24 protein-coding genes and 1 pseudogene are annotated in these 26097 nt (G+C 65.2%); 15 read left to right on the forward strand and 10 right to left on the reverse strand.

The window, feature by feature from the left end:
• Positions 1-102: 102 nt before the first annotated feature.
• From G559_RS0125435 to G559_RS0125465, 7 genes are all read left to right on the forward strand, one after another.
• Positions 103-849: an amino acid ABC transporter permease gene (locus tag G559_RS0125435; RefSeq protein WP_028630924.1), complete on the forward strand. Its 747-nt coding sequence runs from the start codon at positions 103-105 to the stop codon at positions 847-849.
• Positions 846-1514: an amino acid ABC transporter permease gene (locus G559_RS0125440; protein ID WP_028630925.1), complete on the forward strand. Its 669-nt coding sequence runs from the start codon at positions 846-848 to the stop codon at positions 1512-1514. Before G559_RS0125435 ends, G559_RS0125440 begins: the two co-directional genes overlap by 4 nt.
• Positions 1511-2245 carry an amino acid ABC transporter ATP-binding protein gene (locus G559_RS0125445; RefSeq protein ID WP_028630926.1) on the forward strand — a complete coding sequence of 245 codons (735 nt, stop codon included), beginning with the start codon at positions 1511-1513 and terminating at the stop codon, positions 2243-2245. Before G559_RS0125440 ends, G559_RS0125445 begins: the two co-directional genes overlap by 4 nt.
• 128 nt (positions 2246-2373) lie before the next feature.
• Positions 2374-4287 carry a sensor histidine kinase gene (locus G559_RS0125450; protein WP_028630927.1) on the forward strand — a complete coding sequence of 638 codons (1914 nt, stop codon included), beginning with the start codon at positions 2374-2376 and terminating at the stop codon, positions 4285-4287.
• Entirely contained in the window at positions 4284-5606 is a 1323-nt protein-coding gene (gene aauR / locus G559_RS0125455; RefSeq protein WP_028630928.1) for a two-component response regulator AauR, read from the forward strand. The genes G559_RS0125450 and aauR overlap by 4 nt, the downstream gene beginning before the upstream one ends.
• Positions 5607-5727: 121 nt before the next feature.
• Positions 5728-7020 carry an NTP/NDP exchange transporter gene (locus G559_RS0125460; protein ID WP_028630929.1) on the forward strand — a complete coding sequence of 431 codons (1293 nt, stop codon included), beginning with the start codon at positions 5728-5730 and terminating at the stop codon, positions 7018-7020.
• Complete coding sequence (locus tag G559_RS0125465) at positions 7017-7940, forward strand: aldo/keto reductase (protein WP_028630930.1); 924 nt, start codon at positions 7017-7019, stop codon at positions 7938-7940. The genes G559_RS0125460 and G559_RS0125465 overlap by 4 nt, the downstream gene beginning before the upstream one ends.
• Positions 7941-8047: 107 nt before the next feature.
• Here G559_RS0125465 and G559_RS0125470 read toward each other — a convergent pair whose 3' ends face one another.
• The gene (locus tag G559_RS0125470) at positions 8048-8797 is read right to left on the reverse strand and encodes a 3-oxoacyl-ACP reductase family protein (RefSeq protein ID WP_028630931.1); all 750 of its coding nucleotides are present in this window, start codon (positions 8795-8797) and stop codon (positions 8048-8050) included.
• A gap of 120 nt (positions 8798-8917) precedes the next feature.
• Here G559_RS0125470 and G559_RS0125475 point away from each other — a divergent pair, with 120 nt between their 5' ends.
• Entirely contained in the window at positions 8918-9850 is a 933-nt protein-coding gene (locus tag G559_RS0125475) for a LysR family transcriptional regulator (protein ID WP_028630932.1), read from the forward strand.
• Between the two features lie 129 nt (positions 9851-9979).
• Here G559_RS0125475 and G559_RS0125480 read toward each other — a convergent pair whose 3' ends face one another.
• Positions 9980-11254 (reverse strand): CynX/NimT family MFS transporter, encoded by a 1275-nt coding sequence (locus G559_RS0125480; protein ID WP_051246906.1) that lies wholly within the window; start codon positions 11252-11254, stop codon positions 9980-9982.
• 28 nt (positions 11255-11282) lie between these two features.
• Positions 11283-11363, reverse strand: a pseudogene (locus tag G559_RS30550) (GntR family transcriptional regulator); the annotation flags it as partial.
• 182 nt (positions 11364-11545) lie between these two features.
• Between G559_RS30550 and G559_RS0125485 the strand changes: the two are divergent.
• A complete protein-coding gene (locus G559_RS0125485) occupies positions 11546-11788 on the forward strand; it encodes a hypothetical protein (RefSeq protein WP_028630934.1) in 243 nt (80 codons plus the stop codon).
• Positions 11789-11944: 156 nt separating this feature from the next.
• On the opposite strand, the gene G559_RS0125490 is transcribed toward G559_RS0125485, so the two are convergent.
• The gene (locus tag G559_RS0125490; protein ID WP_028630935.1) at positions 11945-12577 is read right to left on the reverse strand and encodes a class I SAM-dependent methyltransferase; all 633 of its coding nucleotides are present in this window, start codon (positions 12575-12577) and stop codon (positions 11945-11947) included.
• A 113-nt stretch (positions 12578-12690) separates the two neighbouring features.
• On the opposite strand from G559_RS0125490, the gene potE reads away from it, so the two are divergent.
• The 4 genes from potE (at position 12691) to G559_RS30155 (ending at position 16357) form a co-directional block, all read left to right on the forward strand.
• Positions 12691-14040 (forward strand): putrescine-ornithine antiporter, encoded by a 1350-nt coding sequence (gene potE, locus G559_RS0125495; RefSeq protein WP_028630936.1) that lies wholly within the window; start codon positions 12691-12693, stop codon positions 14038-14040.
• Complete coding sequence (locus tag G559_RS0125500; protein WP_028630937.1) at positions 14037-14933, forward strand: amino acid ABC transporter substrate-binding protein; 897 nt, start codon at positions 14037-14039, stop codon at positions 14931-14933. The genes potE and G559_RS0125500 overlap by 4 nt, the downstream gene beginning before the upstream one ends.
• 81 nt (positions 14934-15014) lie before the next feature.
• Positions 15015-16079, forward strand: coding sequence for a bifunctional DNA-binding transcriptional regulator/O6-methylguanine-DNA methyltransferase Ada (gene ada, locus G559_RS0125505; protein WP_028630938.1), 1065 nt, complete (start codon positions 15015-15017; stop codon positions 16077-16079).
• On the forward strand, positions 16076-16357 hold the full coding sequence (locus tag G559_RS30155; RefSeq protein ID WP_081668170.1) for an Ada metal-binding domain-containing protein: 282 nt from the start codon (positions 16076-16078) through the stop codon (positions 16355-16357). The genes ada and G559_RS30155 overlap by 4 nt, the downstream gene beginning before the upstream one ends.
• Positions 16358-16495: 138 nt before the next feature.
• On the opposite strand, the gene G559_RS0125510 is transcribed toward G559_RS30155, so the two are convergent.
• Positions 16496-17191 (reverse strand): lipopolysaccharide kinase InaA family protein, encoded by a 696-nt coding sequence (locus G559_RS0125510; RefSeq protein WP_028630939.1) that lies wholly within the window; start codon positions 17189-17191, stop codon positions 16496-16498.
• A 227-nt stretch (positions 17192-17418) separates the two neighbouring features.
• Here G559_RS0125510 and G559_RS0125515 point away from each other — a divergent pair, with 227 nt between their 5' ends.
• On the forward strand, positions 17419-17763 hold the full coding sequence (locus G559_RS0125515; protein ID WP_028630940.1) for a cupin domain-containing protein: 345 nt from the start codon (positions 17419-17421) through the stop codon (positions 17761-17763).
• 82 nt (positions 17764-17845) lie between these two features.
• Here G559_RS0125515 and G559_RS0125520 read toward each other — a convergent pair whose 3' ends face one another.
• From G559_RS0125520 to G559_RS0125540, 5 genes are all read right to left on the reverse strand, one after another.
• Positions 17846-18643 carry an SDR family NAD(P)-dependent oxidoreductase gene (locus G559_RS0125520; RefSeq protein WP_028630941.1) on the reverse strand — a complete coding sequence of 266 codons (798 nt, stop codon included), beginning with the start codon at positions 18641-18643 and terminating at the stop codon, positions 17846-17848.
• A gap of 359 nt (positions 18644-19002) precedes the next feature.
• Positions 19003-20385 carry an aspartate aminotransferase family protein gene (locus G559_RS0125525; protein ID WP_028630942.1) on the reverse strand — a complete coding sequence of 461 codons (1383 nt, stop codon included), beginning with the start codon at positions 20383-20385 and terminating at the stop codon, positions 19003-19005.
• Positions 20386-20600: 215 nt separating this feature from the next.
• A complete protein-coding gene (locus tag G559_RS29380) occupies positions 20601-22004 on the reverse strand; it encodes an APC family permease (RefSeq protein WP_036997888.1) in 1404 nt (467 codons plus the stop codon).
• Between the two features lie 146 nt (positions 22005-22150).
• The gene (locus tag G559_RS0125535; protein WP_028630943.1) at positions 22151-23203 is read right to left on the reverse strand and encodes an ABC transporter substrate-binding protein; all 1053 of its coding nucleotides are present in this window, start codon (positions 23201-23203) and stop codon (positions 22151-22153) included.
• 156 nt (positions 23204-23359) lie between these two features.
• Positions 23360-24850: an aldehyde dehydrogenase gene (locus G559_RS0125540; protein ID WP_028630944.1), complete on the reverse strand. Its 1491-nt coding sequence runs from the start codon at positions 24848-24850 to the stop codon at positions 23360-23362.
• A gap of 232 nt (positions 24851-25082) precedes the next feature.
• Between G559_RS0125540 and G559_RS0125545 the strand changes: the two genes are divergently transcribed.
• Complete coding sequence (locus tag G559_RS0125545; protein ID WP_028630945.1) at positions 25083-26000, forward strand: LysR family transcriptional regulator; 918 nt, start codon at positions 25083-25085, stop codon at positions 25998-26000.
• Positions 26001-26097: the final 97 nt, after the last annotated feature.

Consider the following 26097-nt stretch of genomic DNA (forward strand, 5'->3'; position numbering starts at 1 on the left):
GGGGGCTGTCCGGAGTCGGCAGAAAACTCGCCGCACACCTTTCAGCCGCCCCCTTCCACTGCCTTCAACCGCAGACAGATCGAACTTACGGGGACAACCCTGATGAATTACAACTGGGACTGGGGCGTGTTCTTCAAGTCCACCGGGATCGGCAGCGAAATCTACCTGGACTGGTTCGTCACCGGCCTGGGCTGGACCATCGCCATCGCCCTGGCGGGCTGGATCATTGCCTTGCTGCTGGGCTCCTTGCTCGGCGTGATGCGCACCGTACCGAACCGCTGGGTATCCGGCATCGCTACCCTCTACGTGGAAGTCTTCCGCAACGTGCCGCTGCTGGTGCAGCTGTTCCTCTGGTACTTCCTGGTGCCGGACCTCTTGCCCGAACCGCTGGAAATCTGGTTCAAGCAGGACCTCAACCCAGCCACCTCGGCCTATCTCAGCGTGGTGGTCTGCCTCGGCCTGTTCACCGCCGCACGCGTTTGCGAGCAGGTGCGCACTGGTATCCAGGCACTGCCCAAGGGCCAGCTCGGCGCTGCCCGCGCCATGGGTTTCCGCCTGCCGCAGATCTACCGCTACGTGCTGCTGCCCCAGGCCTTCCGCATCATTATTCCGCCGCTCACCAGCGAGTTCCTCAACATCTTCAAGAACTCCTCGGTGGCCTCGCTGATCGGCCTGATGGAACTGCTGGCGCAGACCAAGCAGACCGCCGAGTTCTCCGCGAACCTGTTCGAAGCCTTCACCCTGGCCACCCTGATCTACTTCACCCTGAACATGAGCCTGATGCTGATCATGCGCACGGTGGAACGGAAAGTGGCGGTGCCCGGCCTGATCTCCGTAGGGGGTAAATGATGGATTTCAGCGCAATCATCCCCGCCCTGCCGGGCCTGGCCGACGGCCTGCTGATGACCCTCAAGCTGATGCTGCTGGGTGTGTTCGGTGGCGTCGCCCTGGGTACCGTACTGGCCCTCATGCGCCTGTCGCACAACCCGATGCTGTCGAAAGTGGCCGGGCTGTACGTCAACTACTTCCGCTCCATCCCGCTGCTGCTGGTGATCACCTGGTTCTACTTCGCGGTGCCCTTCCTGCTGCGGGCGATCACCGGCGAAGATACTCCGGTAGGCGCGTTCACCTCGTGCCTGGTGGCCTTCATGATGTTCGAGGCGGCGTATTTCTGCGAAATCGTCCGCGCCGGCATCCAGGCCATCCCGAAAGGCCAGATGGGAGCGGCACAGGCGCTTGGCATGACCTATGGCCAGTGCATGCGCCTGATCATCCTGCCCCAGGCCTTCCGCAAGATGACTCCGCTGCTGCTGCAGCAGAGCATCATCCTGTTCCAGGACACCTCGCTGGTTTACACCGTGGGCCTGATGGACTTCCTCAACGCCGCCCGCTCCCGTGGCGACATCATTGGCCAGCCCCATGAGTTCCTCATCTTCGCCGGCCTCGTCTACTTCAGCGTCAGCTTCATCGCTTCCCAGCTGGTCAAACTCCTGCAGAAAAGGTTAGCCGTATGATTTCCATCAAGAACGTCAACAAGTGGTATGGGGACTTCCAGGTGCTGACCGACTGCAGCACCGAGGTGAAGAAAGGTGAAGTCGTGGTGGTGTGCGGCCCGTCCGGCTCGGGCAAATCCACCCTGATCAAGTGCGTGAACGCCCTGGAGCCCTTCCAGAAGGGCGACATCGTGGTCGACGGTACTTCCATCGCCGACAAGGCCACCAACCTGCCCAAGCTGCGCTCCCGCGTCGGCATGGTGTTCCAGCACTTCGAGCTGTTCCCGCACCTGTCCATCACCGAGAACCTCACCATCGCCCAGACGAAAGTGCTCGGCCGTGGCAAGGACGAAGCCATGGACAAGGGCCTGAAGCTGCTCGACCGCGTCGGCCTCAAGGCCCACGCCCACAAGCACCCCGGCCAGCTCTCCGGTGGCCAGCAGCAGCGCGTCGCCATTGCCCGCGCCCTGGCCATGGACCCGGTGGTAATGCTGTTCGACGAGCCCACTTCGGCGCTGGACCCGGAGATGGTCAACGAAGTGCTCGACGTGATGGTCGAGCTGGCCCAGGAAGGCATGACCATGATGTGCGTGACCCACGAGATGGGCTTCGCCCGCAAGGTCGCCGACCGGGTGATCTTCATGGATCGCGGGCAGATCGTCGAAGACTGCGCCAAAACCGAGTTCTTCGGGGACGTCAACGCCCGCTCCGACCGCGCCCAGCAGTTCCTCGCGAAGATCCTCCAGCACTGATGCACCTGTAGGAGCGAGCTTGCTTGCGAATGGCCCCGAGCACTTCGCCAGCAAGCTGGCTCCTACGGCCCCACTCCACCATTCGGCACCCGCACGCGGTACCGACTGGAACGGCCCGGATGTCTATGATGCAATGCCCTACCGCCAGCCTCCGCGCCGTGCCGCCCGCATTGACCGTGAAACCGCGCCTGCTTCGCCACTCCCTGCTATTCCTGCTGCTGCTCCTGTGCATGCTGGGCTTCGGCTACGTCGGCTATCACCTCAGTGAGGAGTCGGGCATCCGTCAACTGCGGGATAACGGCGAGCGCCAGCTGGAACTCCACGCCCGCGCCGTGGAAAGCGAGATCAACCGCTACACCTACCTGCCCAGCCTGCTGGAGCTGGAGTCCAGCGTCAGTCACCTGCTGCTCAACCCCACGCCCTATCGGCGCAATCTGGTCAACGACTACCTCGAAGGCCTGAATCGCAGAAGCGGCGCCCGCGCCATCTACCTGCTGGACACCAGTGGCCGCGTACTGGCTACCAGCAACTGGCGCGACAGCGACAGTTACCTGGGCGAGGACCTGTCCTTCCGCGCCTATTTCGAGGAAGCCATACACGGCCGCCCCGGCCGCTTCTACGGTATTGGCAGCACCACCGGCGAGGCCGGTTACTACCTGGCCCACGGCCTGCGCTACCAGGGCCGGATCATTGGTGTCGCGGTGGTCAAGGTGAAGCTCGAGGCCCTGCAAGAGCGTTGGGAAAAGGCCCGCCTGCAAGCCTTCGTCAGTGACGAGAACGGCATCATCATCCTGTCCAGCGACCCGGCCCTGCGCATGAAGGCCGTGCGCCCGCTTTCGGCCGAAGACAAGGAGCGCCTGGCGCGCAGCCTGCAGTACTACTGGTGGGCGCTGAACGAATGGGAACCACGCACCCGCCAGGTGCTGGGCGAGGGCCTGGAAGCCATCAGCTTCGCCGCCAGCGGCCCCCAGGGCGAGGCGGAAGGCGAAGTCGCCTACCTGGCCCAGACCCGCACCCTCAGCGACACGCCCTGGCACTTCACCCTGCTTTCCCCACTGGCCGACTTGCGCCGCGAAGCGGTGATCCAGGGCATGCTCGCCGCCGTCGGCTTCGCCCTGCTGGCTTTCCTGCTCATCGCCTGGAACGAGCGACGCAAGGTCATCGCGACCCGGCTGGCCGCTCGTGAAGCATTGCTGGCGGCCAACAACGAGCTGGAACGCAAGATCGCCGAACGCACTCAGGACCTGCGCGCCAGCAACAGCCGGCTGCTGGCGGAGATCCGCGAACGCAAGCAGACCGAGGACAACCTGCGCAAAGCGCAGGACGGACTGGTCCAGGCCGGCAAACTGGCGGTGATCGGGCAGATGTCCACCAGCATCGCCCACGAGCTCAACCAGCCGCTCGCGGCCCTGCGTACCCTCTCTGGCAACACCGTGCGCTTCCTGGCGCGCGGCGCCCTGGACACCGCTAGCACCAACCTGGCGGCGATCAACGAGCTGGTCGACCGCATGGGCCGAATCACTGCCAGCCTGCGCGCCTTCGCCCGGCGCTCCGACGACCACGGCCAGGCACGCCTGGGCAAGGCGGTGGATGCCGCACTGTTCCTTCTGCAAACCCGCCTGGAGCGCACGCCGCTGACCCTGCACCGGGACTTTGCCGACGAGTTGCTCGCCATCGACCAGACCCGCCTGGAGCAGATCCTGGTCAACCTCATCGCCAACGCCCTGGATGCAATGAGCGGCCAATCCGACTGCCAACTCTGGCTCAGCGGCCAGATCGATGGCGACAAATACCGGCTTCAGGTGCGCGACAACGGCCCCGGCATCGACCCGGCCAACCGCGTTCACCTGTTCGAACCGTTCTTCACCACCAAGCCCGGCGAACACGGCCTGGGCCTCGGCCTGACCCTATCCGCCAGCCTCGCCACCGCCGCCGGTGGCAGTCTGGCGGCGCACCACCCGGATACCGGCGGTACCGCCTTCGAGCTGTGCCTGCCACGCATGGAAAGCCCTGAAAAATCTCCCGCGAGCCCCGCCTCATGACCGAGTTGCTCAGCGTTCTCATCGTCGAAGACGACCCCCACGTACTGATGGGCTGCCAGCAGGCCCTGGCCCTGGAAGACATTCCCAGCATCGGCGTCAGCAGCGCCGAGCAAGCCCTGCAGAAAATCGGCGAGGACTTCGCCGGCATCGTCATCAGCGACATCCGCCTGCCCGGCATGGATGGCCTGACCCTGCTCGAACGCCTGAAGAGTCGCGACCGCAGCCTGCCCGTGGTCCTCATTACCGGCCATGGCGACATCTCCATGGCGGTGCAAGCGATGCGTGACGGCGCCTATGACTTCATGGAGAAACCCTTCTCCCCCGAGCGCCTGGTGGACGTCGCGCGCCGCGCCCTGGAGCAACGCGCCCTGGCCCGGGAAGTGACGAACCTGCGTCGCCAGTTGGCCGGCCGGCACTCGCTCGAACAACGCATCATCGGCCGTTCGCCGGCCATCCAGGCCCTGCGCGAACTGATCGCCAATGTCGCCGACACCTCGGCCAATGTGCTGATCGAGGGCGAAACCGGTACCGGCAAGGAGCTGGTCGCCCGCTGCCTGCACGACTACAGCCGGCGCCAGACCAAACAGTTCGTCGCCCTCAATTGCGGCGGCCTGCCGGAAAACCTCTTCGACAGCGAAATCTTCGGCCACGAAGCCCACGCCTTCACCGGCGCCGGCAAGCGCCGAATCGGCAAGATCGAGCACGCCCACCAGGGCACCCTGTTCCTCGACGAGATCGAGAGCATGCCGATCAACCTGCAGATCAAGTTCCTCCGCGTCCTGCAGGAGCAGACCCTGGAGCGCCTGGGCTCCAACCAGTCGATCCCGGTGGACTGCCGCGTCATCGCCGCCACCAAGTTCGACCTGGACGAGGAAGGCAAGGCTGGGCGCTTCCGCAGCGACCTGTATTACCGACTGAACGTGGTCACCCTGGAACTGCCGCCCCTGCGTGATCGTCGCGAAGACATCCTGCTGCTGTTCGAGCACTTCCTGCAGCTCTCTTCCCTGCGATTCGACCGCGCTGTCCCCGAGCTGGACAACGCCACCGTTTCCGCGCTGATGGCCCACGACTGGCCAGGCAACGTGCGCGAACTGCGCAACGTCGCCGAACGCTTTGCCCTCGGGCTGCCGGTATTCAAGAAGAGCAGCCAGACCCCGGACGGCAACGACCCCCGCTTTGCAGAAGCAGTGGAAGCCTTCGAGAAATCCCTGCTCAGCGCCGCCCTCGAACGCCATGGTGGCAACCTCAGCCAGGCCTGCATCGCCCTGGGCATGGCCAAGACCACACTGTTCGACAAAGTGAAGAAGTACGGGTTGTAGATCTCGGACCCTGCTTTTCTGTGGGGGCGATTTCATTCGCCCCCACAACGCCCCCCTGCCCGCCAGCGCCCCGCCCCTGCATGGTCTAAAACCTCCAGACCACCTCACATAAACCACCGCCATGCCCCTTCTCCACCGCGCCATCCACGCCAGGGCCGGTGAACTGGCCCCGGCCCTGGCCGCCTTCGCCCTGCTGCTGTGCCTGTTCGGCGGCTACTTCATGCTGCGGCCGGTGCGCGAAACCATGGGCATCGCCGGCGGTGTCGAGAACCTGCAATGGCTGTTCAGCGCCACCTTCGTCGTCATGCTGCTGGCGGTGCCGGCCTACGGCTGGTTGAACGCGCGGGTACCGCGACGGGTGTTCCTCGACTGTGTCTACCTGTTCTTCGCCAGCAACCTGCTGGGCTTCGCCTGGCTGCTGTGGCGCACGCCGGACCCGCTGTGGGTGGCGCGGGCCTTCTATGTCTGGCTGTCGGTCTACAACCTGTTCGTGGTGTCGCTGGCCTGGAGCCTGCTGGCGGATGTGTTCGATCGACGCCAGTCCAAACGCCTCTTCCCCTCCATCGCCGCCGGGGCCAGCCTGGGCGGGTTGCTCGGTCCTGTACTGGGCGGCCTGCTGGTGGAGCCTCTGGGCACGGCAGGGCTGCTGGCCTTGGCCGCCCTGCTCCTGCTGCCGACCCTGGCCCTGCGCCGGTTCCTGATGACCTGGCGCGGTATCGGTGGGGCAGGAAGGCCCGGCGCAGAAAGCGAACCACCGGAGCGCCCGGTGCCCGGCAATCCCTTCTCTGGTATCAGCCTGGTGCTGGGCTCTCCCTATTTGCTGGGTATTTGCACCTTCGTCCTGCTGCTGTCCTGCACCAGCACGTTCCTCTACTTCGAGCAGGCACGGCTGGTGGCAGCGCTGTTCCCGGACAGTCGACAGCAGGTCCGTGTGTTCGCCCTGATCGACTTCAGCGTGCAGTCGCTATCCCTGATCTGCCAGCTCTTCGTCGCCGGGCGCGTGGCCCAGCGTTTCGGCGTTGGCGCCCTGTTGGCAGTGGTGCCGCTGCTGGTCGCCCTGGGCTTTCTCGCCCTGGCGTTGCTGCCGCAATTCGCCGTGTTGGCCGGGGTGATGGTGCTGCGTCGCGTGGGCGAGTACGCCTTCATTCGGCCGGGGCGGGAAATGCTCTTCGTACCGCTCGGCGCCCAGCAGAAGTACCGGGCGAAGAACTTCATCGACACCGTGGTCTATCGCGGAGGCGACGCCCTCAGCGCCTGGCTCAACACGCTGCTCATCGGCATCGGCCTTGCTGCCGCCACGGTGGCGCTGGTTGGCGCAGGCGTAGCCGTGGCCTGGTCCGTACTGGGCTGGCGCCTGGGCGTGCGGCACGAGCACACTGAATCCTCGGCAAGCCCACAGGAGGCCAAGCCATGAGAACCGGTATCACCCGCGCCGAATTCCTCCGCCTCAGTGCGGGTACGGCACTTCTGGCCATGAGCCCATTCAGCCTCGGCGCCGACTTGGAGCCGCATCCATTGCGCCGCCGCGCCATCCCATCCAGCGGCGAGCAGTTGTCCGTGATCGGCGTCGGCACCTACCGGGGCTTCGACATCTCCCATGATGCCAGCGAGGCCTGGGCCGACTGCCGCAAGGTACTGGAAGCGCTCTTCGCGGCCGGCGGCTCGGTGATCGACAGCTCACCCATGTACGGCCAGGCGGAAGAAGTGATCGGCGGCTTGCTGAACGAGCTGAAGGCCCATGAGCATGCCTTCGTCGCCACCAAGGTCTGGACCCAGGGGCGTCAGGGCGGCGTGAAACAGATGCAACACTCCATGCGCCTGTTGCAGCGCCAGCGCATCGACCTGATGCAGGTACACAACCTGGTGGACTGGAAGGAGCACCTGACAACGCTGCGGCAATGGAAGGAGGAAGGCCGCATCCGCTACCTAGGCGTCACTCACTACACCTCCAGCGCGTATGACGAACTGGAAAAGGTGCTACGCGCCGAGAAGCTGGACTTCCTGCAAGTCAACTACGCACTCAACGACCGCGACGCCGAAGCGCGCATCCTGCCCCTGGCGCAGGAGCGCGGCGTGGCAGTGCTGGTCAACCGCCCATTCGGCGGCGGCAACCTGCTGCGCAACCTCTTGCCGCAACCACTACCGGATTGGGCCGCCGACTACGACTGCACCAGTTGGCCGCAACTCTTGCTGAAGTTCTGCCTGAGCCACCCGGCGGTAACCTGCGTGATCCCCGGAACGGGCAACCCCCGCCACATGCTGGACAACCTCCAGGCCGGGCGGGGGAAGGAACCCGACCAGGCGTTGCGGGACAGGCTGACTCAGCTCCTGTAGGGTCCACGTGCGTTTGTAGGATGGGTAGAGCCTGCGAAACCCATCGATCACGGTCCGCATGGGTTTCGCCCGCCCCATCCAATTGCGGAAGCCTTTCCCGCCCGTCCTCAGGCCGAGAAGCCACCGTCGATCATCAGGTTGGCGCCGGTGATGTATCCCGCCTCCGGGCCGGCCAGGTAGGCCACGAAGCTGGCGATCTCCTCGGCCTGGCCATAGCGCGGCAGGGCCATGATCTGCTTGAGGGATTCAGCGAACTCGCCCTGGTCGGGGTTCATCTCGGTGTCCACCGGGCCCGGTTGCACGTTGTTGACCGTGATGCCACGCGGCCCCAGGTCACGGGCCAGGCCCTTGGTGAAGCCGGCCACCGCCGCCTTGCTCAGGGCGTACACCGAGCCGCCCGCAAACGGCATGCGCTCGGCATTGGTGCTGCCGATCGTAATGATGCGACCGCCCTCGCCCATCACACGGGCGGCTTCCTGGCTGGCGATCACCACACTGCGAACGTTGACGTCCAGCGTACGGTCCAGGTCGTCGATGCTGAACTCTTCGATGGGCGCCACGGCCAGCACGCCAGCGTTGTTCACCAGGATGTCGAGGCGGCCGTAGGTTTCCACCGTGTGGCGGATGGCAGCGCGGATGGCCTGCTCATCGCGGCTGTCCGCCTTGATGGCGATGGCGCGGCCACCAGCGGCTTCGATGGCCTGGACCACTTCAAGTGCGCTGCTGGCGGATGCAACGTAGGTCAGGGCGACGGCGGCGCCTTCCTTTGCCAGGCGCTTGGCAGTCGCGGCACCAATGCCGCGGGAACCGCCCTGGATGAATGCGACTTTGCCTTCGAGGGTTTTGTGGGTGCTCATTGAGGAATCTCCGGGAACCAGGGGTGTGGTTGAGTACGGCCCCAGTATTGGCCTCCGATTCACAACCGATAAGCCGGCAATCGCTATATTCAGTCGATACCAATGGTTTATGGAGACCCCATGGAAACCCTCAGCAGCATCGAGTGCTTCGTGCGCGCCGCCGAGGCTGGCAGCTTTGCCGAAGCCGCGCGGCGCCTGGGCTTGACCCCCGCCGCGGTGGGCAAGAATGTGGCTCGGCTGGAATCCAATCTTGGCGTTCGGCTGTTCCTGCGCAGCACCCGGCGCCTGACCCTGACCGAAGCCGGCGAGCGTTTTCTGGCGGAGGTGAGTGGCGGGCTGGCGAGCATCCAGGGGGCGGTGGCGAACCTCGCCAGCAGCCAGGGCCAGCCGGCAGGCACGCTCAAGGTGAGCATGGGCGTGGCTTTTGGCCGCGACTACATCCTGCCGCACCTCGCCGACTTCCTCGCCCGCTACCCGGCCATCGTCCCCGACTGGCAGTTCGACAATCGCCCCGTGGACCTGATCGGTGAAGGCTTCGATGCCGCCATCGGTGGCGGCTTCGAGCTGCCACCTGGGGTAATTGCCCGCCAGTTGGGGCCGGCCCACCGCGTGCTGCTGGCGTCCAAGGATTACCTGGCGCGCAGCCCGGCCATCGAATCACCGGAAGATCTCGCCCGGCACGACGGCATCCTCATCCGCTCGCCCCAGACCGGGCGCGTGCGCAGCTGGCCGTTGCGTACCCGCGACGACCGCCAGGCGACGTTCGAACTGAAGCTGCGCATGGCCATGACCGACCCGGAGGCCGCCTGCCATGCGGCCATGCAAGGGCTGGGCGTCACACTGGTCAGCACCGTACACGCCCTGCCCCACCTCAAGCGCGGCACCCTGGAACGCGTGCTGCCGGACTGGTATGTGGATACCGGCAGCCTGTCCCTCTACTTCAGCGCGCAGAAGTTACTGCCGGCCAAGACCCGCGTATTCATCGACTTCATCGTCGAGCGCTTCCGCCAGCAAAAGCTGGCGGAGCAGTTCAACGCCAACTGGCGGCCCTGACGCGGAACGCGGTTTCGCACGGGCCACAAGGGTGGAAGTCGCTCTTCACTTCCACCAGCGCGCCACACCGGGGCCCGATGCTGATGGGTTTCGCTTCGCTCTACCACATCCTACGAATGGGTCCGGGCCTCAGAGGTGCTCGCTGCGGGCGGCCACATACAGGTTGCGCCCGGCACCGAGGCCGAATGCGGTAGCCGCCAGGCTGATGACGACGAAGATGATCCCTACCGCGCTCCAGCCGTGGGTCAGGTCATGCACCACCCCCACCATCAGCGGCCCCATGGCGGCCAGGGTGTAGCCCACGCCCTGGGCCATGCCGGAGAGGTTGGCAGCCACGTGGGCATCCCGCGAGCGCAGCACGATCAGCGCCAGGGCGATGCTGAAGGTGCCGCCCTGACCCAGGCCCAGCACCACCGCCCAGCCCCAGATTCCAGTGAGCGGCGCATAGAGCATGCCCAGCAAGCCGGCCAGGGTCAGGCCCATCACCAGCACCACGGCCAGACGCTGGTCGCGGCCGCGGGTAGCCAGCCAGGGGGCGCCAAGGGCGCTGATCAGCTGCGTCATCACCGAGCCTGACAGCACCAGTCCTGCCTCCACCGCGGAGAGTCCACGGTCGGTCAGGATCGACGGCAGCCAGCCAAAGACGATGTAGGCCAGGGACGATTGCAGACCCATGTAGAACGTCACTTGCCAGGCCAGCGGGTCGCGCCACAGGCCCGTCACCTTGTAGGCCTGTCGATGGGCGTGTTGGCCCTGGCGCGCCTGGGGCAGCCAGATCAGCGCGGCGAGGATCGCCGGCAGCGCCCAGAAGGCCAGCGCCGGTTGCCAGGCGTGGTCCAGCAGCTCGGCCAGCGGCACCGTGGCGCCCGCAGCCAGCGCCGCGCCCAGGCACAGGGCCATCGTGTAGACCCCGGTCATCAGCCCGGCGATATGCGGGAAGTCGCGCTTGACGATCCCCGGCAGCAGCACGCCGATAATGCCGATGCTCGCCCCGGCCACCAGGCTGCCGAGGAACAATCCGGCGACCGGGAACAGGCTGCGCAGGACGATGCCGCCGGCCAGGGTGAGGAGGATCAGCAGCACCGTGCGTTCGCTGCCCAGGCGTCGCGCCAGCAGGGGCGCCAGTGGCGCGAACAGGCCGAGGCAGAGCACCGGCAAGGTGGTCAGGAGTCCGGCGCCGGTGGCTGACAGGCCCGTGGCCTCGCGCACCATGTTCAGCATTGGCGCCAGACTCGACAGCGCCGGGCGCAGGTTCAGCGCCACCATCACCAACCCCACCAACAGCAGCCAGGTACTGCCATGCAGCGCATGGGGTTGGGGTTCGTCGTCGGCCTCGGCGTCGATCAGCAGTTCTTCCGGTGGGCAGGCCGGCTTGGGGTCATCCAGGGGGTTCGGGGCATTCATGCAAGGCAGTTCCAGAAAGGGGGCGAAGTCAGATCAGCAACGCACGGTTGGCCGCAGCGGCGGCGTCCGCGTCTTGTCGTTCGATGGCGTCCCGCAGCACAGGGTGCAGATGAAGGGCCCACCGGTATGCCCTGGGAGGCGAAGTCGAAAAGGTTAGTTCCCTAAGTAATTCACTGCAACCGCCATACTTGCGAGTAACGAAATAGTCATTATCGGTGGGGATGATTTTCCCCCCTCCCCGGCCATTGGTAGCCTGCGCGCTCTGAACCACACACCGCTCGGGGCCACCCCATGAAACACGCACACATCCTTGCGCTGGCCGTAATGGCACTGATCCTCAACGGATGCGCCAGCCAACCCGAACCGGAGCAACGCCCCTACACCGACGCCGAGGTAAAGCAGTTCGCCCTGGAAATGCTCAGCCGCGCCGGCCTGCCCTACGACGATTACGAGAAGGTGCGCCAGGCCCTCACCCACCCCAAGGTGCCCGAAGCGGGGAAAGACCTGCCGAAGGAAATGCCGCGCAAGGGGTGAAGTCTCTATTCGAGCCTGACAGGGCTCCCTGTGGGGCCAGTTCATTCGCCAAGCAGGCCTGCGGTAGGTCGGACAGAGGAACGAAGCCCAACGCGTGGACGTGACCGTAAACGTTGGGCTTCGCAGAGCTCAGCCGCAACCTACGATTGCAAGCCCCTACCGAGCGCCCTTGCGCCACACACTCGCCAACCACGGCTGCTGCTCCCGTGGCAGGCCGGTCGGACGGTAGTAGTGCTCCACGGCTTCAAAACCGGCCGACTCCAGCAGGGCTTTCCAGCTTTCATAATCGTGCCAGGCGCCGTAGCGGGTTCCGCTCCAGCCTTCGTCGTTCTGCCCGCGCGGGTTGGAGCTGAAGAGCACGCCGCCGGGTTTCAGCGTGGCGTGCAGCTGGCGCAGGACGCGGGGCAGTTCCTGGCGCGGAACGTGAAACAGGCTGGCGTTGGCGAAGATGCCGTCGAAGCGGCTCGCAGGCAGGTCGAGGGCGAGGAAGTCCTGGTGCCAGACTTCGCAGCCGGAGTCGGCACGAGCCATGGCAACGAAGCTTTCCGCGCCGTCCAGGCCGACAGCGCAGTGCCCCAGATGGGTGAAGGTTTGCAGGTCGCGGCCGGGGCCACAGCCGAAGTCGAGGAGGGTGAACGGCGCGCGTCCCCGGATATGCCGCAGCATCGCCTCGATGTTCTGGCTCACGTCGTGGTCGCGAGTGCCTTCGCGGAAGCCCTCGGCGTTGCGGTTGTAGTCGTCGAGGGTGATGGCAGTGATGCTGGCGAGGTCTTCGGGCTTCAGGGGCATGGGCAACTCGGGACGGGATAGGGCAGGAAAGTGAATTCTACTCCCTGGCCGGCAGCAACTATGCCGGGAGCAGCCTATCGTTCTGGATACGCCTTTCCAGCAAGGAGCCAGACATGGCCGCCTCCGGCAAGAAAATGAGCCTGACCGCACTCACCACCCTGGTGGCGGTGAACATGATGGGCTCCGGCATCATCATGCTGCCCTCCAGCATGGCCCAGTTGGGGGCGATCTCCCTGCTGTCCTGGATCATCACGGCGATAGGCTCCATGGCCATCGCTTATTGCTTCGCCCAGTGCGGCATCTTTTGCGCCCGTTCAGGCGGGATGTCGGCGTACACGGAGGAAGCCCACGGCAAGTCGGCCTTCTTCCTCTGTTCCTACCTGTACTTCCTCTCGCTGGCCATCGGCAACGTGGCCATCGCCATTTCCGCCGTGGGTTACCTGACGCCCTTCTTCCCCTGGCTGGGTTCCGGCGCCATCCCGCTGTTCATCGGCGCCGTGGGGCTGATCTGGCTGACCACCCTGGCCAACTTCGGCGGACCGAAAATCACCGGGCACATCGGTTCGATCACGGTCTGGGGGGTGATCATCCCGGTGGCGGGGCTGTCAGTCATCGGCTGGTTCTGGTTCGACGCCAGCATCTTCGCGGCGGCCTGGAACCCCAACGACATCTCCACCAACGATGCCATCACCCAGAGCATTCCGCTGACCCTCTGGGCCTTCCTCGGCATGGAGTCCGCGGCGCAGAACTCCGATGCCGTGGAGAACCCCAAGCGCAACGTGCCGCTGGCCTGCCTGATGGGCACGCTGGGCGCTGCGGTGGTCTACGTACTCTCGACCTCGGTGATCATGGGCATCGTGCCCAACCCCGAACTGGCCAACTCCAGCGCGCCCTTCGCCTTCGTCTACGCGAAAATGTTCAATCCGCTGGTGGGTGACGTGATCATGGGCCTGGCGGTGATGGCCTGCGTCGGCTCGCTACTGGGCTGGCAATTCACCCTGGCGCAGACCGCCAAGGTCACCGCCGACCAGAAGATGTTTCCGACGCTGTTTGCCAAGGTCTCGCTGCTGGGCGCCCCTGTCGCCGGGCTGATCGCCAATGCCGTTCTGCAGAGCGGCATGGCGATCTCCACCATCTCGCCCAATGCCTCGGAGCAGTTCGGCAAGCTGGTCAACCTGGCGGCCGTGACCAACATCATTCCCTACATCACCTCGCTTTCGGCGCTGCTGGTCATCATGCAGAAGGCCGGCGTGACGGGTTTCCCGCACCACCGCAACGTGGTGGTGCTGCTCATTGCGATGGCCTACAGCTTCTATGCGCTCTACGCCTCGGGGACGGAGGCGGTGTTCGGCGGCATGATCGTCACCGCCGTGGGCTACCTGATGTTCGGCTACATCGCCGACCGCTTCCTCGAAGAGCGCGCCGCGCAGGCTCGCGCCCTCGGTCTGGAGGACAAGGCATGAACCGGAAAACAACGCTCTGGCTGCCCCTGATAGCGGCGCTGCTGCTGCCGTCACTGGCCCCCGCCCAGACCCTGGACCGCATCCGCGCCAGCGGCACCCTCACCCTCGGCTACTTGCCGGACCAGCCGCCGTTCTCCTCGGCCGAGGGTGAAGGCGCTTCCGGCTACGCCATCGACCTGTGCCAGAAAGTCACCGAGCAACTGCGTACCCTTCCTGGCCTGGGGTCACTCAAGGTGCGCTTCGTGCCCCTGGCGCCGGACAAGGCCCTGGACGTCGTGCAGGAAGCGGGCGTGGACCTGCTCTGCAGCCCCATGGTGGAAACCTTGAAGCGTCGGCAGAACCTGGCCTTCTCGCTGCCGGTGTACACCGCTGGCATTGGCGTGGTGCTGCGCAAGAACGCCCCGCCGTCGCTGGTCAGAGTGCTCAATGGCGAGGTGGAACAAACCGGCCCCACCTGGCGCGCCACGCTTAATCGCGGCCTTACGGCCCACCGCTTCGCGGTGCAAGGCGGGACGCTGGTGGAAGAGTGGGCGCGGGAGAGGCTGCGTCTGCTGAAGGTGCAGATCACCCTGGAGACCGTGGCCAGTCCGGCCGAGGGCGTGGAGCACGTGGCCAGCGGCAAGGTGGACGCATTCTTCTCCAACCAGATGATCCTGCGCAGCCTGGTGGCACGGGACACAGCCAACACCAACCTGATGGTGCTGGACCGCCGCTTCGAGTTCGAGCCGGTATCCATGGCCATGGCCCGCGGCGACGAGGACTTCCGCCTGCAGGTGGATACGGCGCTGAGCCAGCTCTATCGCTCCGGTGACATCGTGCCGCTTTATACCCGCTACTTCGGCGCCCCAAGCGAGCTGGACCAGACACTCTTCAAGGTGTATTCGCGCCGCTGAATTCGACAGCAAGAGTCGGGATGCGGGCGCTATCCTGCCCGCATACTCTCTGCCATGACCGAACAGCAAGCGGAAAGCGCCATGAAGCCCTCTGCCAGGACCGCCATCGAACAGGACCCCCGCTGGGCCGCCGTGCAGGCCCGCGACCCGGCCGCCGATCGGCAGTTCGTCTACGCGGTGAAAACCACCGGCATCTATTGCCGCCCCAGCAGCCCCACCCGCCTGCCGCGTCCGGAGAATGTGGAGTTCTTCGACAGCGCGGAAGCGGCCGAAGCCGCCGGCTACCGCCCCAGCCGCCGCGCCGCTGCGGACATGACCAGCGTTGCCGCGCAACACGCGGCGCTGGTGTCGGCCGCCTGCCGGCAGATCGAAAGCGCCGAGGAAGCGCCAGGACTGGAGGCCTTGGCCGAGTCGGTGGGCATGAGCGCGTCGCACTTCCATCGGGTGTTCAAGGCAGTCACCGGCGTCACCCCCAAGGCCTATGCCCGCGCTCGCCGCGCCCGCAAGGTGCGCGATCAATTGGGCGCTGGCACCTCGGTGACCGAGGTGATCTACGACGCCGGCTTCAACTCCAACAGCCGCTTCTACGCCGACTCCGCCCAGGTGCTGGGCATGAAGCCCGCCGACTACCGTGCCGGCGGCGTCAACAATGAAATCCGCTTCGCGCTGGGCGAATGTTCCCTGGGCTCCTTCCTGGTGGCGCAGAGCGGCGTTGGCGTATGCGCCATTCTCCTCGGCGATGACCCGGACGCCCTGCTGCGTGACCTGCAGGACAAGTTCCCCCGCGCCCGGCTGATCGGGGGCGACAGCGACTTCGAGCAACTGGTGGCCAAAGTCATTGGCTTCATCGAAGCGCCGCAACTGGGCCTGGACCTGCCGCTGGATGTACGCGGCACGGCCTTTCAGGAGCGGGTCTGGCAGGCGCTGCGGGAAATCCCGCCTGGCAGCACCGCCAGCTATGCGGAGATTGCCGAGCGCATCGGCTCGCCCCGCGCCGTGCGTGCCGTGGCCCAGGCCTGCGCGGCCAACAGCATCGCCGTGGCCATTCCCTGCCACCGGGTTGTACGCAGCGACGGCAACCTCTCCGGCTACCGCTGGGGCGTGGAGCGCAAGCGCCGCCTGCTGGAGCGCGAGGCCGAAGGGTGAAACGCTGGACCCTGCTGGGGGCGGACGGCAAGCCGTACGCCAGCCCGGTGCCCGGCACCCTGGGCGGGCATCGCCGGACACGTATCTACGGCCGCCTCGCCTGCCCCACTGCCCTGCGCGCCATTGCGCGTGGCGGGTATGTATCGGCGCGGGTGTTCTTCCTTGATGCAGCCACGGCACAGGCGGCCGGGTATCGGCCTTGTGCGCGGTGCATGAAGGGCGCCTACCGGGAATGGCAGGCCCGGTGGGGGCGAATTCATTCGCCACGTCTGCGTTAGCTGTTGCGAGAGATTTACCATCGGACCAAGAGCCAGCGCCTACAAGTGATTCCAGCGCATTACGCAGACATAGCTGATTCATTCGCCCCGGCCCTCCCAGAGGGCGCGGGGCTAACCGCGCTGGCGAAACCTGCCGGGCTAACGCGTGTAATCGCTCTCCATCACGTCCCGGTACACCGTCGCAAAGGCTTTCCAGTCCTCATCCGGCATGGGCTTTCGATGCTGCTTGAACTGCTCGTAGTCGTGCTTCGATGCACTGTAGGCGGTCAGGCGATGATTGGCCTTGGCCAGGCCAAGCAGGGCGACCTCCACATGCGGCTCCCGTTCACCGGTGACTTTGACGAAGATGTTCTTCGGATAGAGCCGACCGTGCTCCCAGCCGGCACGGTGCATGCGCGCTATGTTGTTGGCCAGTTGCTGGATCATCTGCTGGCGCAGACTGGCCGGCATTGGCTGCGCATACCACGCTTCGAGACTGATGAAGCCGTCGAGGCTTTCGGTGATGAGCAACGCCTGCCATTCGGTTTCGGTCTTGCGTGCGGCGCTGAACACCACCTTGGGCACGCGTACCCCCAGCTTGGCCAGGGCCTGCAGGGCTCTCATTTCATGGAGGATGGTCGGCTCGCCGAACGGGTGGACCAGGTCGTGGTGGAAGTGGTTGATCTGCCGCTTGCTGTAGAGCAACCGACCATCCTGGGTATGCAGGCGCTGGATGCCGCTTTCGCCACTGAGCAACTGATCCTCGGAGTCGAACCATTCGCCATAGGTGTCCCACCACTTGTCGAAGCTGCCCTCCGAGGCGGCGTTGTCATGGCTGAACCACTGGGTGTTCATGAGAGCACCTCCTCGTGGAGCGCCCCCGCCCCACCGGCTACTGCCGAGGCAACCCGACACGGGCCGCCGCCTGAGACCGGAAGAATCGGCCCCCTGGATTCACGTTAGCGCCCTTTTGCCCATTTTGCCGGCGCGTTCATAGACACCTGGGGGTCGAATCCAGACAACTCCCGGCAGATCATTAGACCTATGGTGACGGGCCTTTCATCAGATTGTCTGGAGCTGAAATGTCCGACTTCATCACCGTCCTGCGCGAGACCTGCCCTACCCCCGTCCTGGACGCCACCAAGTGGAAGCGCATCGGCGGCGATCCGCACACCGTGAACCTCAACGCCTACCTGTCCAAGGACGGCAGCAAGATCATGGGCACCTGGATCTGCACACCCGGCAAGTTCGAGGTCAACTACGAGAAGTGGGAGTACTGCCACTTCCTGGATGGCTACTGCATCATCACCCCGGAAGGCGAGCAGCCGAAGCACCTGAAGGCCGGCGACGTGTTCGTGATCGAACCCGGCATGAAAGGCACCTGGGAAGTGGTGGAGACGGTGCGCAAGTACTTCGTTTTCGCCTGATTCCCTTCCCTCTTGCGGGAACGAACTCACTCGCGAAGCAAGAGGCCGGGCATTCGCCCGGCCTTTTGCATTGGAGAGCCAATCAGGCCTTGTAGCGATCCGCCGCCGACGAACGCGACAGGTTCGGTGCCATGTGGAAGCGGGCCGCCGTGAAGCGCTCCCAGTCGCCTTGCTCCGGCAGCGAGGGGATAGTCACCAGTTCGCCCTGATCCAGACCGGCCAGCGCGGCATCCACCATCTCGACCACGTCCATCAGGATTTCCTGCGGGATGTTCTCGATACCGGTGCCCGAGCGCTCCCAGATTTCGGTACGGGTCGCCCCCGGCAGTACTACCTGCACACGCACGCCCTTGTCCTTCACTTCCGAATTCAACGACTGGCTGAGGTTGAGCACGAAAGCCTTGGTGCCGCTGTAGGTGCCGTTGAACATTTCCGGCGCCAGGGCCAGCACGGAGGCTATGTTGATGATGGTGCCGCGTCCCTGGGCGACGAAGTTGGCGGCAGCGGCGGCGGCCAGGTGGGTCACGGCTACCACGTTGAGCTGGATCATCGCGTCGAAGCGGTCGAGGTCGGTATCCAGCAGGCTGCCGCTGACGGCCACGCCGGCATTGTTCACTAGCACGCTGATGGCGGAGTCGCTGCGCAAGCGCTGGGCAACGCGGGTCAGATCGGCCTTGTCGGTCAGGTCGGCCTTCAGCACTTCCACCTTCACGCCGGCCTGCTGGCGCAGTTCGGCTGCCAGGGCTTCCAGGCGGTTCTGGTCACGGGCGACCAGCAGCAGGTCATGACCCCGCTCGGCCAGGCGCTTGGCATAGGTGGCACCGATGCCGGTGGACGCGCCAGTGATCAGGGCCACGCCTTGATGCTTGTGTTCGCTCATGGTTCAGTCTCCAGGGGAAGGGCTCGGGGGTGAGCAGTGCGCTTAAATTACACTCATAATATTACGACCGCAATATACCTTCTCAAACCGTTCGTCGCGGGGAGGACCCATAAATCCTTGAGCGTTTGCTCGTGTAGGGGGAATTCATCCGCCAAGGGTTGCGAAGCGACCCATTGGAATTCCGGGGGCAGACCTTCGGCCTGCTTGGCGAATGAATTCGCCCCTGCAAAGGATCTATACGACACCTGAATTCCGACAGAAAAAAACGGCGCGCGGGCAGCAATCCCGGGCGCCGTAACACTGCCTAGCAGCTGTGGTGGCGGACCGCCGGCCCTGGTCGCCGGTGGTCCGTAGCGGGACTAGAGACGTCCCAGCTCCTGCGCGGTGCGATCCACCGCGATCTTCGTCTTGCTGACCAGCTCGTCGATCTCGGCACGGGTGGCCACGAGGGCCGGCGCCATGATCATGCGACCGAGGGTGGAGCGTATGATCAGTCCCTCCTCGAAGCCGATGGTGCGGCAACGCCAGGCGATGTCGTTCTCGTTGGCGAAGCGCTTGCGGGTGGCCTTGTCTTCGGCGAACTGCAGCGCGGCAACCAGACCAGCGCCCTGGATATCGCCTACCAGCGGGTGGTTGCCGAACACTTCGCGCAGGCATTGCTGCAGGTAAGGGCCGGTGTCGGTCTTCACCTGGGTCACCACACCTTCGTCGCGCAGTGCCTTGAGGTTCGCCAGGGCCACCGCCGCGGCCACCGGGTGGCCGGAGTAGGTCAGGCCGTGGGCGAACACACCGCCCTGCTCGACCAGCACTTCGGCCATGCGCTTGCTGAGGATCAGGCCGCCCATGGGGATGTAGCCGGAGGTCAGGCCCTTGGCGATGGACAGGGTGTCCGGCTCGAAGCCGAAGTGCTGGTGGGCGAACCATTCGCCGGTACGGCCGAAGCCGCCAATCACTTCATCGGCACACAGCAGCACGTCGTACTTGCGGCAGATGCGCTGGATTTCCGGCCAGTAGGTTTCCGGCGGGAAGATCATGCCGCCGGCCCCCTGGAAAGGTTCGGCAACGAAGGCGGCAACCTTGTCGGCGCCCAGTTCGAGGATTTTCTCTTCCAACTGGCGCGCCGCACGCAGGCCGAACTCCTCAGGAGTCAGGTCGCCGCCGTTGGCGAAGTAGTAAGGCTCATCGATGTGGGCGATGTCCGGCAGCATGCCGCCCATCTCGTGCATGAATTTCATGCCGCCCAGCGCCGTAGCGCCCAGGGTGGAGCCGTGGTAGCCGTTCCAGCGACCGATCATGATCTTCTTCTCGGGCTTGCCGAGGATCTGCCAATAGCGGCGTACGGTGCGGATCAGCACCTCGTTGGCCTCGGAGCCGGAGTTGGTGTAGATGGCGTGGCTGTAGTGGCCCGGCAGCAGGCTGAACAGCAGCTCCGACAGTTCCACCACCGCCGGGTGGGTGGTGTGGAAGAACATGTTGTAGTACGGCAGTTGCTCCAACTGGCGGGTAGCAGCAGCGGTGAGGTCCTTGCGGCCGTAGCCGAGGTTGGTGCACCACAGGCCGGACATGCCGTCGAGGTAGCGCTTGCCGTCGTTGTCCCAGAGGTGGAGGCGCTCGCCACCGACGATCACTCGCGGCCCTTCGGCGTTCAGCGCCTTCTGGTCGAGGAAGGCATGGATGTGGTGGGCCGCATCCGCTGCCTGGTAATCACGGGTTTCGCGTTGTGCCTGGAATTGAGCGTTCATCTTTGGGGGTCTCCTCTTCCCGCTATTCAGCTGTACCGATGCTGGCCGAAGCCGATGGGCAGGGAAAATACTAAATATGTCTTCGAGCTATACGAAAAAGCTGCCCTACCCGCCGAGCGCCCAGGCGCCCGATGCCCGGCCGGGTGCCGGGCTTGCGGGCAGGTATCCGGGCGACGAACTGCATGTCGCCCGACCCTGCATTCAGTCGCGGTGAGTCACTGGGTCTGCTCCAGCGGCTCAGGGCGGAACAGGTCCTTGCGCATCACGACCTTGATCCAGACCACGGCAATCAGCGACACCAGCGCCAGCACCACACCGGCAATGCCGAAAATCTTGCCGGTCATGTCCGGGCTGGGCGAGGCGTACCAGATGGCGTAGAGCATGCCGACGATGCCGAACAGCTGCGGCAGCGGGTAGAACGGCGTGCTGAACGGTCGGGCGATAGCCGGGTAACGGCGACGCAGGGCGATCACATCCAGGTGCACGATGATGTAGGCCAGCAGCCAGGCCAGGGCCGCGGCGAGCAGCAGCAGGTTGATGGAGGCGGCATCCTGGCCCATGACCAGAATCGGCAGGCCGGTAATGGCGGCCACGAACAGTACCGCCACCCAGGGCGTGCGGGCGCGCGGGCTGAGCAGCTTGAACTGCGGGAAAGCCTGGCCGTTCTGTGCCATGCCATAGAGCATGCGCGGGATGGCCGCCAGCGAGGTGTTCAGGGTGCTGCAGGTGGCGGTGACCGCGGCGATCACCAGGAACACTTCACCCGCCTTGCCGAACACCGTGGTGGCGAACAGGTAGTGCGGCAGTGCGTCGGTGGTCAGGGCCTCGGTGGGCACCATGAACAGTGCACCCAGGCAGTAGAGCGCAATGGTGATGAAAATGACGGTCAGGCCGATGATCATCGAACGCGGGATGTTGCGCGCGGGACGCTTGGTTTCCTCCACCAGCGGGCAGACGAACTCGGCGCCGACGAAGCCCCACACGGCCAGTGCGGTAAGGGTCAGCACACCCGCCCCCATGGGGTTCCAGTCACCGTGCAGCACCGTGCTGGCGGTTTCGCTGGGCGCGCCTTCAACGACAGCGGCCAAGCCCAGCACCAGCAGCACGATCACCATCACCACCGCCAAGGCGGTCTGCAGCTTGGCGAAGATGTCGATGCCCATCAGGTTGAGCACGGTGAACAGGCCGAGCACGCCGAAGGCGACGCTGAAGGGCGGGAACACACCCGGATAGACCTTGCCGACGATCAGGTCGAGCAGCAGCAGTTCGGCCGACAAGGCGAACATCGCCACCACCACATAGCCGGAGAAGGTCGCCAGGATGGCCGGGAAATGCCCCAGGGCAACCTCGGTGTAGCTGGAAAGGCCGCCGGCACGGGGAATCATCAGCGACAGTTCGGAGAAGGAAAACGCGTAACTCAGGGCCAGCAGGTAGGCCAGCCCCAGCGGGACGATGAAGCCCAACCCGGAGAAACCGGCGCCCTGCAGCATCAGCACCATCACACCCTGGGACACCACCAAGCCGATGGCCACCGCCAATAGCGCGCCAAGGCCCAGCACGCGGCGGAATCCGCCCTCTTCCACCTGCCCATGGGCAGGAACGGACACACTTGCACTCATGACATTCTCCCGATCTTGTACTTGTTATTGGCCCGCCCGGCCGTAACCACCGACGAGCACTGGTAGTGCAGGGCGCGGTAAGGTCCGGCCCCGCCAGTCACGCCCCGCCCGCTCGCCGCACTTCCGGCGTCTGCGGGGCGCAATGTTCAACGTGCCGCCCAGGCGTTGAAGCGCTCCTCCAGCTCCTCGCCGTGGTTGACCCAGAACTCCGCGCTGACCAATTGCGCATCGGCCAGGTTCGCCGGCGCGGTGGGCAGTTGCATCTGGGTGGCGGCGGGCAGTGCGGCCAAGGCGTCCTTGTGGACCGGACCGTAGGGGATCTGGCTGGAGAAGGTTTTCTGCGTATCCGCCTGGCTGGCGAAGGCAATGAAGCGTTCGGCCAGGGCCTTGTTCGGGCTGCCGCGGACAATGGCCCAGTGGTCCGGGTCGTAGAGATTGCCGTTCCAGACGATGGCAAGCCTGGAACCCTCCTTCTGCGCAGCGGCGATGCGACCGTTGTAGGCGGCCGACATCACCACATCACCCGCCACCAGCCACTGCGGGGGCTGGGCGCCGGCTTCCCACCACTGGATATGGGGCTTGATCTGATCCAGCTTGCGGAAGGCACGGGTCACACCATCCGGGGTTTCCAGCACCTTGTAGAGGTCTTCGCGTTTAACCCCGTCGGCCAGCAGCGCGGCTTCCAGGGTGTACTTGGCGCCCTTGCGCAGGCCGCGCTTGCCGGGGAAACGCTGGGTATCCCAGAAGTCCGCCCAGGAGGCAGGTGCGGCGGCCAGCTTGTCGGCGTTGTAGGCCAGCACCATGGACCAGACGTAGCTGGCCACGCCGCACTCGCTGACGGTGCCGGGCATGTAACTGGCCGACTCGCCGAGCAGAGCCGGGTCGATACGCTCGAACAACCCTTCCTCGCAGCCGCGCAACAGCTCGGGGCTTTCCACTTCCACCACGTCCCAGGTGACTTGGCCGATGTCGACCATCGCCTTCACCTTGGACAATTCGCCGTTGTACTCACCAGCGACCACCTTGCCGGCGCCGCTCTGTTCGAAGGGTTTGAAATAGGCCGCATCCTGGGCGGCCTTGGTAGCGCCGCCGAAAGAGATCACGGTGAGGCTGGAGGACTGGGCCTGGGCGGGTACACCGGCGGCGGCCAGCAGGGCGACGCCAAAGGCGACACGGATGCACGGTAAGGACTTGAGCATGAAAACTCCCTCACTACTTGTAAGTTGTGGTCAGTTGCTGAGGCAGTCGTGGCCAGGAAGCCGTGAACCCGCGCGTGCACCACGCGACAGGAAGGTGTTTCTCGTTATGGGCGGCCGCGCACCGAAGGAGCACGCGGCCGGGTCGTCATGGCGACCTCAGCGCAGCTGGAACCAGGTGGTTTTCAGTTGGCTGTACTTGTCGAAGGAATGCAGCGAGAGGTCGCGGCCGAAACCGGACTGCTTGCCACCACCGAAGGGCACGGTGACGTCCAGGGCGTCCACCGTGTTGACCGATACCGTGCCCGCCTTGAGCGCGCGGGCGACGCGGTGGGCACGGTGCAGGTCATCGCTCCACACCGAGGCAGCCAGGCCATAGATGCTGTCGTTGGCCAGGCGCAACGCCTCTTCCTCGGTATCGAACGTGCTGACGGCCAGTACAGGGCCGAACACCTCTTCACGCGCCAACTGCATGTCGCTGCTCACATCGGCGAAGACAGTGGGTTCGACAAAGTTGCTGGAACCATTGAAGGACAGGCGACCCCCCCCGGTGAGCAACCGAGCGCCCTCCCCTTGCGCGCCTTCGATGAAGGACATGATGCGCGCAGTCTGCCCGGCGTCGACGATGGCACCGGCACGGCTGGCCGGGTCCAGCGGGTCGCCGGGCATCCAGTCGCGGGCCTTGGCCAGCAGGCGTTCGATGAACTCGTCGCGGATCGAGCGCTGTACATACAGGCGCGAGTTGGCCGAGCAGACCTCGCCCTGGTTGAAGAAGATGCCGAAGGCCGCCTTCTCAGCGGCCAGGTCCAGGTCGCGGCAGTCGTCGAAGATCAGGTTCGGGCTCTTGCCGCCACACTCCAGCCAGACCTGCTTGAGGTTGGACTGCGCCGAGTACTGCATGAAGTACTTGCCCACCTGGGTGGAGCCGGTGAACACCAGGCAATCCACATCCGGGTGCAGGCCCAAGGCCTTGCCGGCGCTTTCGCCCAGGCCCGGCACCACGTTCAGCACGCCTTCCGGCAGCCCGGCTTCCAGCGCCAGTTCGGCCAGGCGCAGGGCGGAGAACGGCGACTGCTCGGCAGGCTTGAGCACCACGCTGTTGCCGGCGGCCAGGGCTGGAGCCAGCTTCCAGGCGGCCATGTCGAGGGGGAAGTTCCAGGGCACCACGGCGGCCACGACGCCCAGCGCTTCGCGGGTGATGGTGGCCAGGGCGTTCGGCGCAGTGGGCGCCACCTGATCATAGAGCTTGTCCAGGGCCTCGCCGTACCAGGCGAACACATGGGCGGCGCCGGGCACGTCGATGTTCCAGGCATCCATCACCGGCTTGCCCATGTTCAGCGAGTCCAGCAGGGCCAGCTCTTCGCGATGGGCCATCATCAGTTCGGAAAGGCGCAGCAGCACCTTCTTGCGCTCCACCGGTGCCATGCGCGCCCAAGGGCCTTCGTTGTAGGCGCGGCGCGCAGTGCGCACGGCGAGGTCGACCTCAGCCTCGCCGCAGGCGGCGACGCGGGCCAGCAGCTCATTGGTGGCCGGGTTGATGGAGTCGAAGGTGGCACCGGAGGCGGCGGCCACCTGGCGGCCGCCGATCAGCGCCTTGTCAGTGAATGCTTGCCGGGCAGCTTTCTGCTGCCAATAGCCGAGATCTAACACGCTGCACTCCCAGATCGACCGTCGTCGCGGTCATGTTGTTATTCGGGTCGAGGCAGATGGTGCGCCAGCTATCGGCAGAGGAAAATTATTAAAAATATGCTCGAGTCATATGAAAAAGCTCGGCAGCCCATCAGGCCTGGCACGGCGCGTCTGGGGTAAGGTGCCACTCACGACTACGAGAAGAATGAGCCGCCCGCAAAGCGCCAGCGGCCGACAAGAAGCGGAGGTGCCAGTGGCTACCTATACCTTGCGACAACTCAAGTATTTCGTGACGACAGTGGAGGCCGGCAGCGTGGCCGAAGCGTCGCGCAAGCTGTACATCGCCCAGCCGTCCATCTCCACCGCCATCAAGGGCCTGGAAGAGAGCTTCGGTGTGCAGCTGTTCATCCGCCACCACGCCCAGGGCGTATCCCTCACGCCCAGCGGCGCGCGCTTCTACGAGAAAGCCCAGGAGTTGCTGCGGGTGGCGCGCGAATTCGAACAGAACGCCCTGGCCGACAACGACATCGTCGCCGGGCAGATCGACATCGGCTGCTTCGAGACCGTCGCACCGCTCTATCTGCCGCAACTGATCGCGGGCTTCCGCGAGCGCTACCCCGGCGTGGACATCCGCATCCGCGACGGCGAGCAGCAGGAACTGGTGCAGGGCCTGACCGCCGGCACCTTCGACCTGGCCTTCCTCTACGAGCACGACCTGGACAGCACCATCGCCACCGAACCGCTGATGCCGCCGCAGAAGCCCTACGCGCTGCTGCCGGAGAATCATCGCTTCGCCAGCCAGCCCCAGGTCTCCCTGCGCGACCTCTGCCTGGAGCCAATGATCCTGCTCGACGTGCAGCCGAGCCGCACCTACTTCGTCAGCCTGTTCCATGAACTGGGCCTGACGCCCAACATCGTCTTCAGCTCACCGTCGATCGAGATGGTGCGCGGCATGGTCGGCCAGGGCTTCGGCTTCTCCCTGCTGGTCACCCGCCCCCACTCCGAATGCACCTACGACGGCAAGAAGGTGGTCACCGTCGACATCACCGAACCCGTCGCCACCTCCGGCCTGGTGGCCGCCCGCCTCAAGCGCGGCCAGCTCACCAAGCCTGCGCAACTGTTCGTCGACTTCTGCCGCGAACGACTCGCCCAGAAGGCAGAAGCTCCGTAGGTTGGCGTAGAGCGCAGCGAAACCCAACGATCCGTGCGCCCTGCCACTCCGCCCGATGGGTTTCGTGCCCCAACCCATCCTACAGACCCGTAGGTTG

It is taken from the genome of Metapseudomonas resinovorans DSM 21078 (assembly GCF_000423545.1).
GTDB classification, from domain to species: domain Bacteria; phylum Pseudomonadota; class Gammaproteobacteria; order Pseudomonadales; family Pseudomonadaceae; genus Metapseudomonas; species Metapseudomonas resinovorans.

What these genes read in the sequence shown, in the direction of transcription:
- G559_RS0125435 (WP_028630924.1), top strand. Translation starts at nt 103, where the DNA reads ATGAATTACAACTGGGACTGGGGCGTGTTCTTCAAGTCCACCGGGATC.
- G559_RS0125440 (WP_028630925.1), top strand. Translation starts at nt 846, where the DNA reads ATGATGGATTTCAGCGCAATCATCCCCGCCCTGCCGGGCCTGGCCGAC.
- G559_RS0125445 (WP_028630926.1), top strand. Translation starts at nt 1,511, where the DNA reads ATGATTTCCATCAAGAACGTCAACAAGTGGTATGGGGACTTCCAGGTG.
- G559_RS0125450 (WP_028630927.1), top strand. Translation starts at nt 2,374, where the DNA reads ATGCAATGCCCTACCGCCAGCCTCCGCGCCGTGCCGCCCGCATTGACC.
- aauR (WP_028630928.1), top strand. Translation starts at nt 4,284, where the DNA reads ATGACCGAGTTGCTCAGCGTTCTCATCGTCGAAGACGACCCCCACGTA.
- G559_RS0125460 (WP_028630929.1), top strand. Translation starts at nt 5,728, where the DNA reads ATGCCCCTTCTCCACCGCGCCATCCACGCCAGGGCCGGTGAACTGGCC.
- G559_RS0125465 (WP_028630930.1), top strand. Translation starts at nt 7,017, where the DNA reads ATGAGAACCGGTATCACCCGCGCCGAATTCCTCCGCCTCAGTGCGGGT.
- G559_RS0125470 (WP_028630931.1), bottom strand. Translation starts at nt 8,797, where the DNA reads ATGAGCACCCACAAAACCCTCGAAGGCAAAGTCGCATTCATCCAGGGC.
- G559_RS0125475 (WP_028630932.1), top strand. Translation starts at nt 8,918, where the DNA reads ATGGAAACCCTCAGCAGCATCGAGTGCTTCGTGCGCGCCGCCGAGGCT.
- G559_RS0125480 (WP_051246906.1), bottom strand. Translation starts at nt 11,254, where the DNA reads ATGAATGCCCCGAACCCCCTGGATGACCCCAAGCCGGCCTGCCCACCG.
- G559_RS0125485 (WP_028630934.1), top strand. Translation starts at nt 11,546, where the DNA reads ATGAAACACGCACACATCCTTGCGCTGGCCGTAATGGCACTGATCCTC.
- G559_RS0125490 (WP_028630935.1), bottom strand. Translation starts at nt 12,577, where the DNA reads ATGCCCCTGAAGCCCGAAGACCTCGCCAGCATCACTGCCATCACCCTC.
- potE (WP_028630936.1), top strand. Translation starts at nt 12,691, where the DNA reads ATGGCCGCCTCCGGCAAGAAAATGAGCCTGACCGCACTCACCACCCTG.
- G559_RS0125500 (WP_028630937.1), top strand. Translation starts at nt 14,037, where the DNA reads ATGAACCGGAAAACAACGCTCTGGCTGCCCCTGATAGCGGCGCTGCTG.
- ada (WP_028630938.1), top strand. Translation starts at nt 15,015, where the DNA reads ATGAAGCCCTCTGCCAGGACCGCCATCGAACAGGACCCCCGCTGGGCC.
- G559_RS0125510 (WP_028630939.1), bottom strand. Translation starts at nt 17,191, where the DNA reads ATGAACACCCAGTGGTTCAGCCATGACAACGCCGCCTCGGAGGGCAGC.
- G559_RS0125515 (WP_028630940.1), top strand. Translation starts at nt 17,419, where the DNA reads ATGTCCGACTTCATCACCGTCCTGCGCGAGACCTGCCCTACCCCCGTC.
- G559_RS0125520 (WP_028630941.1), bottom strand. Translation starts at nt 18,643, where the DNA reads ATGAGCGAACACAAGCATCAAGGCGTGGCCCTGATCACTGGCGCGTCC.
- G559_RS0125525 (WP_028630942.1), bottom strand. Translation starts at nt 20,385, where the DNA reads ATGAACGCTCAATTCCAGGCACAACGCGAAACCCGTGATTACCAGGCA.
- G559_RS29380 (WP_036997888.1), bottom strand. Translation starts at nt 22,004, where the DNA reads ATGAGTGCAAGTGTGTCCGTTCCTGCCCATGGGCAGGTGGAAGAGGGC.
- G559_RS0125535 (WP_028630943.1), bottom strand. Translation starts at nt 23,203, where the DNA reads ATGCTCAAGTCCTTACCGTGCATCCGTGTCGCCTTTGGCGTCGCCCTG.